Below are 15,456 nucleotides of genomic sequence, written 5' to 3'. Positions count from 1 at the left end.
AATCAGTCTCCTGAGGTGATGGGAATACAACGAGGCCCATCTTCACCGGATGAGTCGTTTTGATTGGACGAGGTGGTGACGGGGTTGGATGGGATCATTTGGCGAACGTCGCCCGTCGCGACCAAATCCGTGATGTCAATCATCCCGACGGGTCGTTGATCTGAATCCACCACGGGCAATTCACTGATTTTGCGTTGCGACAGAATCTCGATCGCCCGCGGCAGACGCTCGTCTTCGGCGACACAAATCGGTTGCTGGGTCATGAACTGTTCGATCGGTTCATCCAGGCTGGTTTCTTGACGTTGTTGCAACAACCGCGCGAGATCGCTGTCGGTGAAGATACCGGCCAGTCGTTGGCTGTCATCGAGCAACAAAATCGCTCCGCTTCGACGTCCGGCACCACCAATCATCATGGCTTGGCGAATAGAAATCGTTCGTGGCGCGACCCGGCATTCGGACAGCGGACGCATGACTTGCCGCACATCAGCCAGCTTTCGTCCCAAGGCACCGCCGGGATGAAAACGAGCGAAATCATCCGGGGTGAAGCCGCACAGACGCGACGCCAGGACCGCGATTGCATCTCCCACGGCCAACATCACCGCCGTGGAACTGGTGGGAGCCAAACCGTCGGGGCAGGCTTCACGATGACGACCAATCGGGACGACATGATCGGCCAGCTTTGCCAGCGGATTCTCTCGGTCTGCGGTGACGGCGATGATCCCACAGGCCTGGTGTTTCAGGTACTCGACCACGCGAACGACTTCTTCGCTGCGACCGGAATTGGAAAAGGCGATCACCAAATCCTTGGACTGCACGCGGCCCAAATCACCATGCACGGCTTCGATGGGGTGCAAAAAGTGAGCGGGCGATCCGGTGCTGGCCAACGTTGCGACCAGTTTTTGAGCGATCAAGCCGGCTTTCCCGACCCCGGTCAAAACGATCGATCCTTCGCAGCGACTGATCCATGCGGCGGCTTCCGCGGCATCGGACGAAGCGATCGCGGCGGCTTTTTGGATGGCTTCGGCTTCTCGCAGCATGGTCTCGCGGACCAAACGAATTTGGTCCAACGGCGAAAGCGGCGTCAACGTCGGAATGGACGTGCCGTGATTTGGTTGAGGTTGTGGGGCCACAATCGCGTCCTTGCTCTTGTCGCGGGTCGTCGGTGCCTCGAATGCGGTTTCGGGGCATTCTCAACGCGCGACGATAGCGAAAACGGTGACGGCGTCGCAAGTCGAACCCGCGACGGCGTGAAACACAAACCCACCGGTCGCAGGGAACGGGCCCGAACCTGCCTCGATTTCGGCACAAGCTCGCTGGTGATTCAGTGCTTCCTGCGGGAATCGAGTGCAAATCACAACCCGATGCGTGAGCGAGGGACCACATCGAGTCCCTTGCTCACCGGCTTCTTGATTTTGTTGTCGGTTGGCCACTCTTGGCCAACATTCATCACTCTGACGGGCAAAAGTGCCCATCCTACCTGCGTTAAAACGTCGTTGACGCCCAAATCGACAGCCCACAAGCCGCCCGGTTCCACAAACCCAGCGGACTCGTCACCTCGTCCGCCACACCAGTCATGGACGAGATGTTTCTAAGCCGTTGTCGCCGGGGCGACCATGTCTCGAATCAGAGGGCTGTAGCCGGCCAAGGGCCCCAAATCCGCGGGTTCCGCGTTTCGTTCAGCCAAGAATGTCTTGTAATACAGTGCGATCATCAACAAATCGGCGTCGATGTCGGGGCGAAAGTCAAACCGCTCGATCAGAGGCAGGGTCAGGTGCCTGGCGATTTCTCGGCGTCGCGGAGGGGTCAGGTAATGCCGTCGCTCAGCGTAAATCGCCAGCGTCCTGGCCATGCTTCGCGAAATCGCGTAGTCGCCGGGAATGAATGTTGCCAGAGGCGCTACTCGAGGATCATCGATTTTGGCGACCGGCAATTGCCACGTCTTTTCATCGATGATGACCATCGTGCCGCTGGCAATGTCACCCAATCGCTGCATTCGCCGGGTGCTGATCACGCAGATCAGCCCCACCATGCCCGTGGGAATCAGAAACATCGGCGGAATGCTCTCATCCACACTGCTCAGTGCCGCGACGGGCGCCAGATCGGCGATCCGAAGCAGATTGCGAAGCACCGCACGTTTTCCATTGATCGGGCACCCATCGACATCGATCACTCGAATCCCGCAGGCCCATTTTCCCACGGTGCGGCCATTGAAAAACGCTTCCAAGGCCGCCCCGTAAAACCAGCTGACCAAAAAGTAACTGATGATCCCCGCCGCCAAGGCGAAGGCCCCGAGGCTTTGCAACCCCGACAGCCCGACGAACAGCAGCAAGAGCAACCCGATCGCGGCGATCACCGCGGCGCGCACAAAGACATCGATGATGTAGGCGGGCAACCGCCGAAACGGACCGGCCAATTGATACTCAAACGCAATGTTCTCAGGCGTGACGACACCGATGGTGGTGTCGAGCGGTCGCTGGGATTCAGCATCGAGTTGGTTTTCATCGCGTGGCATGGTGGTGCTACTATATCAAGCTTTCCCACCTGCATCCCACCTCTGTTGTCGAACGCGAGCACGTTTTGAAATCCCCCGAATCGGAACGCCGAGATCCGCCAACCCACTGGTGGCGGATCCTGACCAACATCGGCCCAGGACTGATCATCGCCGGCTCGATCGTCGGCAGCGGCGAACTGATCGCGACCACAAAGACCGGTGCGGAAGCCGGATTCACTCTGCTGTGGCTGATCCTGCTGGGATGTGTGGTCAAGGTTTTCACGCAAGTCGAAATGGGGCGTTACACGCTGACCAGCGGCAAGACGTCTCTGCAAGCGTTCAATGAACTGCCCGGCCCGCGGTTGGGACGCCATGGCAATTGGTTGGTCTGGGCCTGGGCGGTCATGTGGTTGGCCAGCATCGGTCAACAAGGCGGGATCGTGGGCAGTGTTGGCCAAGCGGTCGCACTCACCATGCCAGCAACGGCCCATGGTGTTTCAGAAAACCAAGTCGCCGACGCGGAACAACTGCTGACGTTTGAACGCTACGCGGTCCGCTCCGAATCCGAGCGTTCCGCGGCAGAGGCTCCCACGCGTCTGCAAGAACTCGACCACCGCGAAGCCGAAGTGGTCGCGTTGCGCATCGCGCACGAACTCGAGCACGGCAAAAACGAACCGCCCGACATCAAACTTTGGGCAACGATCATCACGATCGCGACCAGCGTCCTGTTGTTTGTCGGTCGGTACGGGTTGATTCAAACCTTCAGCACGGTCTTGGTGGGATCGTTCACCTTGCTCACCCTGATCAACTTGTTCTTGTTGCAGGGCGAGGTCGACTACCGCGTCACGGCCAGCGAATTCTTCTCCGGATTGAAAGGTGCCCTGCCCGCTTCCGAAAACGGCGGCACAGCGCTCGCCACCGCCTTGGCCACGTTTGGCATCATCGGCGTGGGTGCCGGCGAGTTGATCGCGTACCCGTATTGGTGCCTCGAAAAAGGCTATGCCAAATTCACCGGCAAAAACGATGGCACACCGCAGTGGCGTGAGCGGGCGGCGGGATGGATGCGAGTCATGCAGGTTGACGCCTGGGGATCGATGCTGGTTTACACCTTCGCAACCGTGGCGTTCTACTTGCTCGGTGCGGCGGTGCTGCACCGTGTGGGGTTGAATCCCGAAAAATCGGATTTGGTACGCACACTGGCCGTGATGTATGTGCCGGTGTTCTCCAACTGGGCGGCGGCGTTGTTTTTGTTTGGTGCGATCGCCGTTCTGTACAGCACGTTCTTCGTCGCCTGCGCCGGGCACGCACGCGTGTTCTCGGATGCGTTGCGAGTGGTCGGATGGATCGACGACAGCCAGGCGACGCGAGACAAATGGGTCCGCGGTCTCGGTGCGTTCTTCCCGATCATGAGCCTGGGGTTCTACATCGCGTTCCCCTCCCCTGCGAAACTGGTGTTGATCAGCGGAGTCACCCAGGGGGTGGTCTTGCCTCTGATCGCTGGAGCCGCGATTTGGTTCCGCTACAAACGCTCCATCGATGGTCTGCGTCCGGGCAAACTGTGGGACGTGATGCTGTGGTTGTCCGGCATCGCGATGCTGATCACCGGCGTCTGGACCATCATCGCCACGGTGACCTGATTGCCAACACCAATCCGAACGTAGCCGGATTCGCCGAGAATTCAGACGGCACACAAAACGTTTGATTCAGAATTCTGGCGAATCCGGCTACAGTGCCAGGGTCCGAATTCTGGCGAATCCGGCTACGGCGCCAGGGTCCGAATTCCGGCGAATCCGGCTACGGCGCCAGGTGGAACCTGGCCTACGGTGAGTTAACCCAGCAACTCGGCAGCTTGGTCGCAAAGTGAAGCGGCTTCTTCCGCCGTCGGGGCTTCCGCGATCATGCGGACAATCGGTTCGGTGTTGCTGCCGCGAACGAGCAACCAACGATCCGACCATTGCAATCGCATCCCGTCGCCACGCGTTGCTTCCGCGTCGGTGAACTTGGCTTCCAACTTGTCAAAGACCGCCGGCAAACGTTCCGCTGACACACCGGCTTTGCTCTTGTGGATGCTCAACTGCGGCAGCTCGTCGGCCAACTCGCTGAGAGGTTGTCCGGTTCGTGCTAAGAGAGCCAACGTTTGCGCCATGCCAACGAAACTGTCGCGAACGTAACCCACTGTGGGATCGATCGGGCCGCCGTTGCCTTCGCCACCGTAAGCGGCTTTTTTCGCGATCATCAAGTCGCACACGTTGGCTTCGCCCACCGCGCTGCGAAACGTCTCGACGCCATGCTGTTTGGCGATCAACGTGCTCATCGAACTGGTCGCCCCGTTGATCACGATTGGCCCGGAGGTGCGACCGGTTTCCATGGCCTGCCGAACACACAACGCCAGCGTGCATTCTTCGCCGATGTAGCGTCCCGTTTCGTCGATCAACGCCAACCGATCCGCATCGGGGTCTTGGCAGAATCCAACCACGCACTGGCGTCCGGTCACGTCCGCGGAAATGCCTTGCAGGTTCTCAGCAGTGGGCTCGGGCGTGTGAGCGAATTCCCCCGTCGGTGCGTGCCCCATCGCTTCGACGGTGCACCCCAACGCTTCGAGCAATCGCACACCCAGCAATCCGCCCGCACCGTGGTTGCTGTCGATCAACACGCGAAATTGTTTGGCCTTGATCGCATCGACATCAACCGTCGCCAGCACTTTCTCGAGGTGAGCGGCGTGGGGATCTTCGACGGAACGGACTTCACCGATCTGGTCATAGGTGGACCACTGATTGGTGCCCGCAAAGTAGGCGTCTCGAATTTTGGCTCCGGATTCGGCGTCCAGGACTCGCCCGTCGCCGCCAAACAATTTGATGCCGTTGTATTCCGGTGGGTTGTGGCTGGCCGAGATCGCGATCGCCCCGACGGCTCCCATTTCGCGAACCAGCACGCCGATGGTGGGTGTCGCGGCGACGTCCGCATCAATCACATCGCGTCCGGAGGCCGTCAGTGCGGACACGATGGCACTGCGAAGCATCGGTCCCGTCGTGCGTCCATCCCGTCCAATCACGATCTTGCCTTCGGGCATCGATGCCGAGAACGCGGCCGCGAAACGCACGGCGACCTCGGGCGTCAAGGTTTCACCCAAGATGCCACGAAGACCACTGACACTGATAATCAATTCACTCATAGGACACACAAGGAGACTGGATCGAGGAGGTGGAGAGAACAAATCTGAACGGCGATGCAACGCGGTGACGTTGACCAGGAACCGCCCGATGGCAGACCTTCGGTCACGAGGTTCAGGGGGAGCATCGTACCAGGGACACGGGAATTCGCGTATATTCCCCGCCGACATTCCTTTCCCGCTGCCGTGCCCATTCGCCTTCCGCATTTCGCGATTGTTCTCTCAACACCATGCTCACATGTCTCCAAGGAAGCCGGCTGATCGACCCGTCGGCACCAGGAGCCAAACCGGGTGGCAAGGTCGCAGACCTGTGGTGGCGAGACGGTCGCCTCATTTCGCCCCCTGAACCAGGAACGGTCGCGGATCAAATCATCGACGGCAGCGGCTGCATCACGATGGCGGGCGGCATCGATTTGCACACGCACATCGGCGGTGGAAAGGTCACGCTGGCCCGCATGTTGCTAGGCGACCAAATGCCGCCTTGGCGAGAAGCGACACGACTCGCTGGAGAAGACGCCGCGTCCTGCGAGTTCCTTCCCTCGGCATCCGTGACCGCCTCGCGTTACCTCGACATGGGCTACACGACGTGCTTTGAGCCCGCCGTGATCCCCTGCAACGCCCGATCGGCTCACGCAGAAATGGCCGACGTCCGGGGACTCGACACCGGTGGGTATTGCTTGCTCGGCAACGACGATGTGCTGTTGCGACTGATCGCCGACAAGGAACCGCAAGAAGTCATCAATGCCTATGTGGCTTGGATGGTTCAAGCGACTCGCTGCATCGCGGTGAAGGTCGTCAATCCAGGTGGCATCAACGCGTTCAAGTTCAACGAACGCGAAATGGATGTTGACACCCGGCACCCCCAATACGGCATCACGCCCGGCCAAATCATTCGTGTGCTTTGCCGAGCTGTTTCCGAAATCGGCTTGCGACATCCGCTGCATATTCACTGCAGCAACCTGGGAGTGCCCGGCAACATCGAGTCAACTCTGGCAACGATCCGAGCTGCCGACGGTTACCCGATTCATTTGACCCACGCTCAATTCCACAGCTATGGCGTGGAAGGACCTTACAAGTTTTCATCCTCGGCGGCGAAGTTGGCCGATGCTTTGAAAGCCAACCCGAATGTGACGCTGGACGTTGGACAGATTCAGTTCGGCCAAACGGTCACAATCAGTGCCGACGCGATGCATCAATTTGAAAACCGCAACCTCGCGAAACCTCGCAAGTCGGTGTTGCTGGACATCGAATGCGAAGCCGGTTGCGGCGTGGTTCCGTTCCGATACGCCCGCCGCGAATTTGTACACAGCTTGCAATGGGCGATCGGGTTGGAATTGTTCCTGATGGTCGACGACCCCTCGCGAGTTTTCTTGACCACCGACCATCCCAACGGCGGTCCCTTCACCGCTTACCCGCACCTGATCGCCTTGCTCACCGACCGCTCGCTGCGAGAAACGGCGCTCGCTGAAATTCATTCCGATGCCGCGGCGGCCAGTTCACTGGCGGGCATCGATCGGGAATACACGCTCGACGACATCGCGGTGATGACGCGGTCCGCTCCGGCCTCAATCTTGGGTCTTTCCGATCGAGGTCGATTGCAACCCGGGTGCATTGCCGATGTGGTTGTGTACGAAGAAAACGCGAACGTCGAAGCCATGTTCCGCACCCCGCGAGACGTGTTCAAACACGGCGTTCGGATTCGTTCAGGGGGTCAAAACGTGGCCGCTGGAGATTCCACCCCACGAGACAACACGCTGGCCGCCTCGGTCGAAGTCGACCCAACCTACGTTCCCAAGTTTCGCGAACTGCATGCTCGCACAGGCACCTTTGCGTGGGACCGTTTGCAGATCTCTCAAGGTGAGATGGACGACGTGATCGGCACGCGTTTGATCGAAACCACTCATTCGGAGAACCAAGATGGCTGACTCCGTCCAATCATCCGAACCGTTCTCGATTGCCGGCGTTTCGATCGCAGACACCTTTGCCGAAGCCTTTGACATGAAGGCCACCCGGTTGATCGTGACCGCGGATGATCGGCGTTGGTGCGAAGAATCCGCAACGGCGATGTGCGGGTTTGGAACCAGCGTCATCGCTTGCGGCCTTGAGATCGCGGTGGAACAAACCCTGTCGCCCGAGCAGACTCCGGATGGACGCCCCGGCGTTGCGATTTTGGCGTTCGGCATGTCGGGCAAAGACCTCGAGAAGCAAATCCCTCGACGAGCCGGCCAGTGCGTTTTGACTTGCCCCACGACTGCGTTGTACGGTGGCATTCCAGGCGGCCGTGAGGTGCACCCCAAACGCGTCCCGATCGGAAAGTCATTGCGATACTTTGGCGACGGGAACCAAATCAGCAAGCAGATCCAGCACTTGGATGCGGATGGAAAATCGCGTCCGGTCCGGTACTGGCGGATTCCCGTGATGGACGGAGAATTTGTTTGCCAACACGATGTCGGCCGGGTCGATGCCATCGGCGGCGGCAACTTCATCTTGGTCGGACGAAGCATGCAATCCGTGACGGTCGCCAGCCGTGCTGCGATCGATGCGATGCGGGAATTGCCCGGCATCATCACTCCCTTTCCCGGCGGAACGACTCGCAGTGGGTCCAAAGTCGGATCGAAATACGCCTCGTTGTTTGCGTCCACCAACGACGCGTTCTGCCCCGCTCTTCGAGAGATCACCCCGTCTGCACTCCCCGCCAAAGCCAACGCGGCGATCGAAGTGGTGATCGATGGGCTGTCGTTTGATGCAATCGCAGAGTCCATGCGAGTGGGCATCACCGCCGCGTGCCAAGCCGGTGCTTCGGAAGGGTTGCTGAGCGTGTCGGCGGGCAATTATGGCGGCAAATTAGGCCGCCATCATTTCAAACTGCATGATTTGTTCAGCGACGAATCCATGTCCTCTGATTCAGAGGCCGGACAATGAGCCAAATCACATTGCGTTTACGATCCGAGTTGCGAACGCCACTGGATGCTTCGCGAATCCGGCTGGATGAATGGGTCCAACTCTCGGCCAGTGAGATCGAACGGTTCGAGTTGCCGTCTCGATCCGGTCCGATGGCGATCGGTGAGCTGTTTGAGGTCGCCGTGCAATCCGATGTCTCGATGCCACGATTGGTCATCGAGGGCTGTTTGCAACACGTTTCAGGAATCGGTTTCCAACACAAACTTGGCGAGATCATTTGCCAGTCCAACGTGGGCGATCACGCGGGAAGCTGCATGCTGGGCGGCCGCATCGTGGTGCACGGCAACGCAGGTCATCACCTCGGTTCGCCGATGGGTTCCCGCAGTGTTGGCATGAATGGTGGCCAACTGATCGTTCAAGGTTCCGCCGGTGATGACGCAGGCCACCGGATGCGTCGCGGTGAGATTTGGATCGATGGAGATGTGGGGCAACGTCTGGCCACGTGGCAGGTGGCTGGCACCATTGGCGTGGGCGGAAAATCGGGTTCCCACATCGCCTATGGAATGCGTCGTGGGACGTTGATCTTTGGCCAGCAACCAACACTCGCTGCAAATCGATTTTCAACACCGATTCCACTTCGGTCGGCGTTTGTGGGGTTGCTCGGTCGAAGCAATGCTGTCAGTTGGTTGACACCTGAATGCTTGCAATCGCTCCGTGTCTGCCGGGGCGACCGGCATATCGACGGTCGCGGCGAAATCTGGATGCCATCACAAGCTCGCCCAGAGGAACCGAACGACTGACCGAGCAGCCGGATCAGGGAACATCCGTCTCAGCTACCTTTTAGGCAAAGCACCACGGGACCGTTCGAAGCAGGTCAGCAGGAATGATCGGGCAAAACCATGTGAGCCGTTTGGGCGTTAGCCTGGGCTGCACGTGGGAGCAACGACGCTACCCAAAACATTCAAAATGCTGAAAGACTCCTGCCGAACTGCTTAGCAAACGGTCGCTGACACTGATTTTCGATCCTCATTTCCCGAGCGCTGCCAAGCTGGATTGCGTGCGGTCCTTCGTCAGGCGACTCCGTCTACGAAAACAGGGGATCCCAAATGATTGGCATCCCCTGATGTTCGGTGATCGATTCGGACGTGGTCGAATCAGACTTCGGCGAGTTCATCGGCTTCTTCTTCGCTCCAGCTCTCTTCGCCTTCAACTGCGTCGTTCAGGCCCAACTCTTCGAACTGATCGTCCGACAGTTTGACATAGTTCAACGAACGCAACACTTCCAGGACTTCGCTGCAGGTTGGGAACATTCGTCCCGAGTCACGCTTGTAGTCGTCCATCGCCTTCATGAACTCGACTTCTTGGTCGCTGTAATCGCGTTCGCAAGTGGTCGGGTCAATGTGACGACGACGTTGTTTCTTTCGACGTGGTTGATCCATCATCCCCGCATCGCTTGCATCGGCATTGCCGTCGCGGCGTTCGTTGCGACGACGATCGATGGTCACGACTTCGTCACTCACTTTGCTACCTTTGGTTTTGCTGGCGGTCGAAGTGTTGGACGATGTTTTGACAGTCGTTGGCATGGGTTTCCTCGTGCAATAAGAAACGGTGCGAAGAGTTGGGATGCGGACGATTTGTCCAATCCCTCAAAGATCGAGAAGCGTGTGACCGAGAGTTCTTGGCCGTACAATGAGTAGCACGCGGGTTAGGCCAGGGCTGAGCTTTCCGGCGAGTTTGCCGACCAGGCAAACAGAAAGGGCGCGGCACCTCACCGGTTGTGCCGGTTATCCGACCTGCAGTCCTTCGCTCTCAACTATTCTCAAGGATTTGACTTCAGAATGCGGCAAGGCAGTCTCTCGACTCGTCACCTGGCCGAGCTTCCCAGTCGCCAACCGCTGACGATGTTTGCGGCAACGGGATTGAGTGGGCTGTTGCTCGACCGCGTTTTCCCTCAGTCCATGCAGGTCTGGCTTGGGACAATGTGCGCGATGGTGTTGGTCTGGTGGGTCGCCTGGGTTGCCGCCCCCAAACTTTCCAACTCACTTCGCACCCGACCAACTCTTCTCACCCGCCTTCGAACGGCATGCTGGTTTGGATTCATCCTGTTCACTTTCGCGGGCCGGCATGCGTTGGATGAATGGCAATACGCCTCGGCAACCATCCGGGATGTTCTGACGATTGAAGAAGAACCAACCGTCATGGTTGCCGTGATCGACGAACCGGTTCGCTTGCAACGCGATGCTCTGGAGAACACCGTCGCGCGGACGTCCGGCGTCACAGGCATGGGTTCCGGCCCCAACGGTCACCACGACGTGCAGTACCAAACTCGATTGGTCGTTCGGGTGGTGACCATGCGACGAGGGACCCAACCTGTTCCGATCACCGGCCGCGTGATGGTCATGGTCGATGCAGAACGACAGGACCTGCGGCCGGGCGATACGGTCAAGCTGTACGGTCGGATCGCTGCCATTCCTCCCCCCAGCAACCCGGGGGAAACCGACCAACGGATCGCAGCACGGCGACAAAACGTTCATGCTCGGATGCGAGTGGGCTCGGCCGATCAAGTCGAACAGCTACCGAACGCTGGCGATGCAAACGGGCAGCACTCCTGGAACGTTTGGCTGCAACGTTGGCTGGCCGATCGAGCCGCCTCGGCTCGAGACACCATCCTGAATCAGATCGAACCCTCTCAGCGTGGGCTGGCGCTCGCGTTGACCCTGGGGCAACGTGATTTCCTGGACCGAACCACCAATGAACGCTTGCTGGTAACAGGCACCGCGCACCTGTTGTCCGTCAGCGGATTGCATTTGGGCATCATCGTCTTGTTGACGGGCGTGGTGGCGGGGCTGCTGCGATTGCCGATCGCTGGTTCGGTCACCTTGATCGTGATCGTGATGCTGTTCTACGTGGCCATCACCGGGGCTCGGCCGCCGGTGACCCGAGCCGCGATTTTGTTGTCGACGGTTATTCTGGCCAGGTTGCTTGCGCGTCCCCATCACCCGCTGAATTCCCTGTCCTTGGCGGCCATCATCCTGATGGTCTGGATGCCAGCCGAGATTTTTGGGATCGGCGTGCAACTGTCGTTTTTGGCCGTCGCCACCCTGTTGCTTTGCGGACGCCCCTTTTCCAACGCACTGACACCGGCGGCGGAAACGATTCGCGTGGAGGAACGCTTTGACGAACTGGCCCAGCGATCTCAAGCGGCGTGGCGAAGGGCCCTGTCATTCATCGCCTCGTGGACCGGCCGAGTGCTGTGGTACAGCGGCGCGGTCACGCTGATGGCTCTGCCCCTGGTGTGGTCGCAGTTCCATGTCGTCTCGCCGATCAGCGTGATCGTCAACGTGATGCTGTCGCCGCTGATGGCCCTCGCGTTGTCCGCCGGAGTCCTGACGATCTTGGCCGGATGGTCGCTTCCCTCACTGGCTTGGATTCCCGGAGGGATCTGCGGGAAGCTCCTTGCGATCATGCAGTGGGTGATCGATTCAGCGGCCGACCTACCCGGTGGTCACTTTTGGCTTCCGTCCCCACCAACTCCCTGGGTCATCACGTTCTACGTGGGATTGGTGGCCTGGGCGGCAATGCGGCCGATCGTCACGTCCCGCGGCATTCGCCGCCGCGTGCTCGAAGCCGGTTTGCTGGTGGGGTGGATTGGGATCGCGTTTGCGTTGGCAACCTCTCCGGCGGAACTCCCCGACCAAACCTTGGAAGCAACTTTTGTGGACGTGGGACATGGCACCGCGACGATCCTACGTCCCAACCGCCAAGAGATCTGGCTGTACGATTGTGGCTGGATGGGGAACGCCAATGCGACCAGCCGAAACATCGAGGACGCGCTGTGGTCGCTGGGAGCCACCCGCATCGATGGAATTTTTCTGTCGCATGCGGACACCGATCACTACAACGCATTGCCGGGATTGGCCGAGCGATTCTCGATTGGCATGGTGCTCGTTCCGCCCGGCTTTTTTGAGGGCGACGGCAGTGCCTTGGCCAGGGCCTCCGAAACGATCCGCCGCCACCAAATTCCGGTGCAAGAAGTCAGCCGCGGTCAACGAATTCGACGCGGCCAACCGAGTTGGCTGGATCAGTTGGAAGTGCTGCATCCACCCCGAGAACGAATGGACGCCAACGACAACGCGAATTCATTGGTGTTGAGAATCGACTGGGGCGAACGCGTGCTATTGTTGCCCGGTGACTTGGAGCCCCCCGGAACTGCGGTGTTGACCAACACACCTCGCCCACCGCCCGGAGGGGTGATGATGGCACCTCATCATGGCAGCCTGCGGATGGATGCCGAGGCGGTTCTTCAATGGGCACGGCCATTGGAAACGGTTGTCAGCGGAGGCCAAAGGGCCGCCAAACCCGAGGTCACCGCCATGCTGTCCGCGGCCGGAGGCGGTGTGCACGTGACCTCCCGAGAAGGAGCCATCCGGGTGCGAATGGGCACCGACGGTGCTCTCCAAATCCAGGCATTCCTGCAACAACCCTGGTGAGCGATCCCTCTCCAGGCTGACAATTTTTCAGGTCGGTGTAGGATACAGTCATCATGGAACTATTGCGTCAAATTTCAGTCACTTGTTTCTCCGCCAGCTACCTCGTGGTGCTGGTCCTGGAAGCGCTGCGTTTTCTAGGCCGGGTCCCGGGTCGTGGCCTGGCCGTCGTTGTGATGATGGGACTGGGGATTTTCACCCACGTCACCTACTTGGCTCTGCGAGCCGCCTCGATCAGCAACGAAGCCAACATCGGACGCCTGGCAACCTGGACGGATTGGTCGCTGATGGTCGCGTTGGGACTGGCCATCGCCTTTTTCGCGTTCTATTTGAGACGGCCGGACACGATCATCGGGCTGTTTTTCCTGCCGGCCATTCTGGCGATGATTGCGCTTTCCCGACTGGTCAGCAACCTGCCCGCGTTCGAGCGAAATGAAGCGGTGGAGGTGTGGCGGGGCGTCCACGGGGTCTCCATGATGCTGGGCTCGGCTGCCGTGCTGGTCGGCTTTTTGGCCGGGGCGATGTACTTGGTCCAGTCTTGGCGTCTGAAACGCAAACAAGCCGGTTCGTCCTTGAGGTTGCCGACACTGGAAACACTGCAAAACCTCAATCGAAGCTGCTTGGTCATCAGCACCGCTTCGGTTGGCGTGGGGCTGGTCTCCGGCGTTGTCATGAACTGGAACCGACTCGGCATGATCCCCTGGACCGATGGCGGAATCATCCTGTCAGGCGTGCTGTTCCTGTGGTTGGTGACCGCCACGTTGGTCGAATACATCTACGCTCCCGCCAGTCGCGGTCGCAAAATCGCCTACCTGACCCTGGCCAGCTTTGGATTCTTGGTGCTCGCCATGACCGGGGTGCTTTCCAGTTCCCACGGTGCCGACCAATCCAACTCCCCCGTCCAACCATCCAAGCCAGACGTCGACGCCAGCAGTGAGTCACTCGACAACGAAGCGGCCATGGAAACGATTGTGCCGCGAGGCCAGTCATGACGCTGAAGATGATCGGGTGCAGCCACCACGACGCTGCCGTTGAAATTCGCGAACAGCTGTCGTTCACCGAAGTCGAGATCAGTCGCACCTTCGAAATGTTTGGGCAACGCTTCGCCGGTGCGGAATTGGTCTTGCTCAGCACCTGCAACCGGGTCGAGTTGTATGGAGCTGGCAGCAGCCCAGGCTTCCTGCAGTCCGATGATTTGATCGATTTGGTCGCTGATTGTTTGAATCAATCGCGTGACTTTGTCGCCAATCACATGATCCTTCGAGAAGGCCGTGAAGCCGTCGAACACCTGTTCTTGGTCGCCGCCAGTTTGGACAGCATGGTCGTTGGAGAAGCTCAGATTTTATCCCAGGTCAAACAGTCCTATGACTTGGCCAACGAAGCCGAGCGCACCGGCCCCATCACCCACGGCGTGTTCCAAGCCGCCAACCGAACCGCGAAACGGGTCCAAACCGAAACCAGCATCCACCGTCGCCGACTGAGTGTTCCCAGCGTCGCGATCGGGGAAGTTGTCCCCGAGGTCTTCAATCGTCTGCAAGGCAAACGCGTGGTCCTGTGCGGTGCCGGTGAGATGGCCGAGGAAACACTTCGGTACCTCAAAAATGGCGGCGCCGACAATCTGTGCGTTGTCAACCGAAGCCTCGATCGAGCTCAAAAGCTGGCCGCGGAGTTTGGTGCCGAAGCCGAGTTGATGGAGAATTTATCCGACCAAATCATTCGCGCGGATCTGCTGATTGGAACGACCTCGGCCGAGGAACCGATTGTCGACGCCGCCACCTTTGCGGCCCTGAACGCCAAACGAGAAGGCCGCATCATGCTGGTCCTGGACTTGGCCGTCCCGCGAGATTTTGATCCGATCATTGGCGATGAGCCCGGCGTGTACCTGTACCAGATCGACGACCTCCAAGCCGCTTGCAATCGCAACCGTCGTGAACGCGAAAAACAGTGGCCCAAGGCGAAGAAGATCATCGATGAAGAAGTCGATGGGTTCTTTCAATCGTTGCAACAGCGGTCGACCGGGCCAGTCATTCGTCGGCTTCGTGAACGAGCCGACCAAGTCAAAACCGAAGAACTGCAACGCCTGTTCGGAAAACTCAATGGTTCCACCGACACCGCCATGCAAAAAGAGATCGAAAAATCATTCGATCGACTGACCAACAAATTGCTGCACCCGCCCATGGCATCGCTGCGAGATGACGCCGCCGACGGTCACTCGCGAGGGCTGCTGGAAGCGTTGCGGCACCTGTTCAACCTCGGTGAAGATTCATAGAGATCGCTCGACCACGATCCCGCCGGACGCCGCTTCCAATGGGCGAAAAACGATTGCCGCTTTGATGTTGCCAGCCAACATCGACACATCCCTCCGGTTAAACTGCCGGTCCTTGGTGTCTCCTTCCTAACAAACCTAC

The 15,456-nt window shown here is 59.2% G+C and carries 11 protein-coding genes; 7 read left to right on the top strand and 4 right to left on the bottom strand.

The features are described 5' to 3' along the window. Window positions 1-2: 2 nt before the first annotated feature. Window positions 3-1,130: a KpsF/GutQ family sugar-phosphate isomerase gene (locus tag PSR62_RS04095; protein ID WP_274406547.1), complete on the bottom strand. Its 1,128-nt coding sequence runs from the start codon at window positions 1,128-1,130 to the stop codon at window positions 3-5. A 458-nt stretch (window positions 1,131-1,588) separates the two neighbouring features. Next, entirely contained in the window at window positions 1,589-2,512 is a 924-nt protein-coding gene (locus tag PSR62_RS04090; protein WP_274406546.1) for an RDD family protein, read from the bottom strand. Window positions 2,513-2,577: 65 nt separating this feature from the next. On the opposite strand from PSR62_RS04090, the gene PSR62_RS04085 reads away from it, so the two are divergent. After that, entirely contained in the window at window positions 2,578-4,128 is a 1,551-nt protein-coding gene (locus PSR62_RS04085) for an Nramp family divalent metal transporter (RefSeq protein ID WP_274406545.1), read from the top strand. Between the two features lie 191 nt (window positions 4,129-4,319). Here PSR62_RS04085 and glmM read toward each other — a convergent pair whose 3' ends face one another. Next, the gene (glmM, locus tag PSR62_RS04080) at window positions 4,320-5,663 is read right to left on the bottom strand and encodes a phosphoglucosamine mutase (RefSeq protein WP_274406544.1); all 1,344 of its coding nucleotides are present in this window, start codon (window positions 5,661-5,663) and stop codon (window positions 4,320-4,322) included. Window positions 5,664-5,890: 227 nt separating this feature from the next. On the opposite strand from glmM, the gene PSR62_RS04075 reads away from it, so the two are divergent. From PSR62_RS04075 to PSR62_RS04065, 3 genes are read left to right on the top strand one after another with little or no spacing between them, the layout of a single operon-like run. Further along, a complete protein-coding gene (locus tag PSR62_RS04075) occupies window positions 5,891-7,585 on the top strand; it encodes a formylmethanofuran dehydrogenase subunit A (protein ID WP_274406543.1) in 1,695 nt (564 codons plus the stop codon). Then, window positions 7,578-8,582 (top strand): formylmethanofuran--tetrahydromethanopterin N-formyltransferase, encoded by a 1,005-nt coding sequence (gene fhcD / locus PSR62_RS04070; RefSeq protein ID WP_274406542.1) that lies wholly within the window; start codon window positions 7,578-7,580, stop codon window positions 8,580-8,582. Before PSR62_RS04075 ends, fhcD begins: the two co-directional genes overlap by 8 nt. Beyond that, complete coding sequence (locus PSR62_RS04065; RefSeq protein ID WP_274406541.1) at window positions 8,579-9,361, top strand: formylmethanofuran dehydrogenase subunit C; 783 nt, start codon at window positions 8,579-8,581, stop codon at window positions 9,359-9,361. The genes fhcD and PSR62_RS04065 overlap by 4 nt, the downstream gene beginning before the upstream one ends. A gap of 354 nt (window positions 9,362-9,715) precedes the next feature. On the opposite strand, the gene PSR62_RS04060 is transcribed toward PSR62_RS04065, so the two are convergent. After that, entirely contained in the window at window positions 9,716-10,144 is a 429-nt protein-coding gene (locus tag PSR62_RS04060; RefSeq protein WP_274406540.1) for a hypothetical protein, read from the bottom strand. A 255-nt stretch (window positions 10,145-10,399) separates the two neighbouring features. Between PSR62_RS04060 and PSR62_RS04055 the strand changes: the two genes are divergently transcribed. Genes PSR62_RS04055 through hemA form a run of 3 tightly spaced genes read left to right on the top strand, consistent with a single transcriptional unit; the run spans window position 10,400 to window position 15,317 of the window. Continuing rightward, window positions 10,400-13,051, top strand: a complete 2,652-nt coding sequence (locus PSR62_RS04055) for a ComEC/Rec2 family competence protein (RefSeq protein ID WP_274406539.1) — start codon at window positions 10,400-10,402, stop codon at window positions 13,049-13,051. Window positions 13,052-13,101: 50 nt separating this feature from the next. Next, window positions 13,102-14,040 carry a cytochrome C assembly protein gene (locus PSR62_RS04050; RefSeq protein WP_443217476.1) on the top strand — a complete coding sequence of 313 codons (939 nt, stop codon included), beginning with the start codon at window positions 13,102-13,104 and terminating at the stop codon, window positions 14,038-14,040. Further along, entirely contained in the window at window positions 14,037-15,317 is a 1,281-nt protein-coding gene (gene hemA / locus PSR62_RS04045; RefSeq protein ID WP_274406537.1) for a glutamyl-tRNA reductase, read from the top strand. Before PSR62_RS04050 ends, hemA begins: the two co-directional genes overlap by 4 nt. Window positions 15,318-15,456 lie beyond the last annotated feature (139 nt).

It is taken from the genome of Rhodopirellula sp. P2, from assembly GCF_028768465.1.
Taxonomy (GTDB): Bacteria; Planctomycetota; Planctomycetia; order Pirellulales; family Pirellulaceae; genus Rhodopirellula.
This window is presented reverse-complemented; position numbering and strand designations above follow the sequence as displayed.

Excerpts from the sequence above, each read along its gene's own strand:
- PSR62_RS04090 (WP_274406546.1), bottom strand. The coding sequence starts at position 2,512 with ATGCCACGCGATGAAAACCAACTCGATGCTGAATCCCAGCGACCGCTC.
- glmM (WP_274406544.1), bottom strand. The coding sequence starts at position 5,663 with ATGAGTGAATTGATTATCAGTGTCAGTGGTCTTCGTGGCATCTTGGGT.
- PSR62_RS04075 (WP_274406543.1), top strand. The coding sequence starts at position 5,891 with ATGCTCACATGTCTCCAAGGAAGCCGGCTGATCGACCCGTCGGCACCA.
- fhcD (WP_274406542.1), top strand. The coding sequence starts at position 7,578 with ATGGCTGACTCCGTCCAATCATCCGAACCGTTCTCGATTGCCGGCGTT.
- PSR62_RS04065 (WP_274406541.1), top strand. The coding sequence starts at position 8,579 with ATGAGCCAAATCACATTGCGTTTACGATCCGAGTTGCGAACGCCACTG.
- PSR62_RS04060 (WP_274406540.1), bottom strand. The coding sequence starts at position 10,144 with ATGCCAACGACTGTCAAAACATCGTCCAACACTTCGACCGCCAGCAAA.
- PSR62_RS04055 (WP_274406539.1), top strand. The coding sequence starts at position 10,400 with ATGCGGCAAGGCAGTCTCTCGACTCGTCACCTGGCCGAGCTTCCCAGT.
- hemA (WP_274406537.1), top strand. The coding sequence starts at position 14,037 with ATGACGCTGAAGATGATCGGGTGCAGCCACCACGACGCTGCCGTTGAA.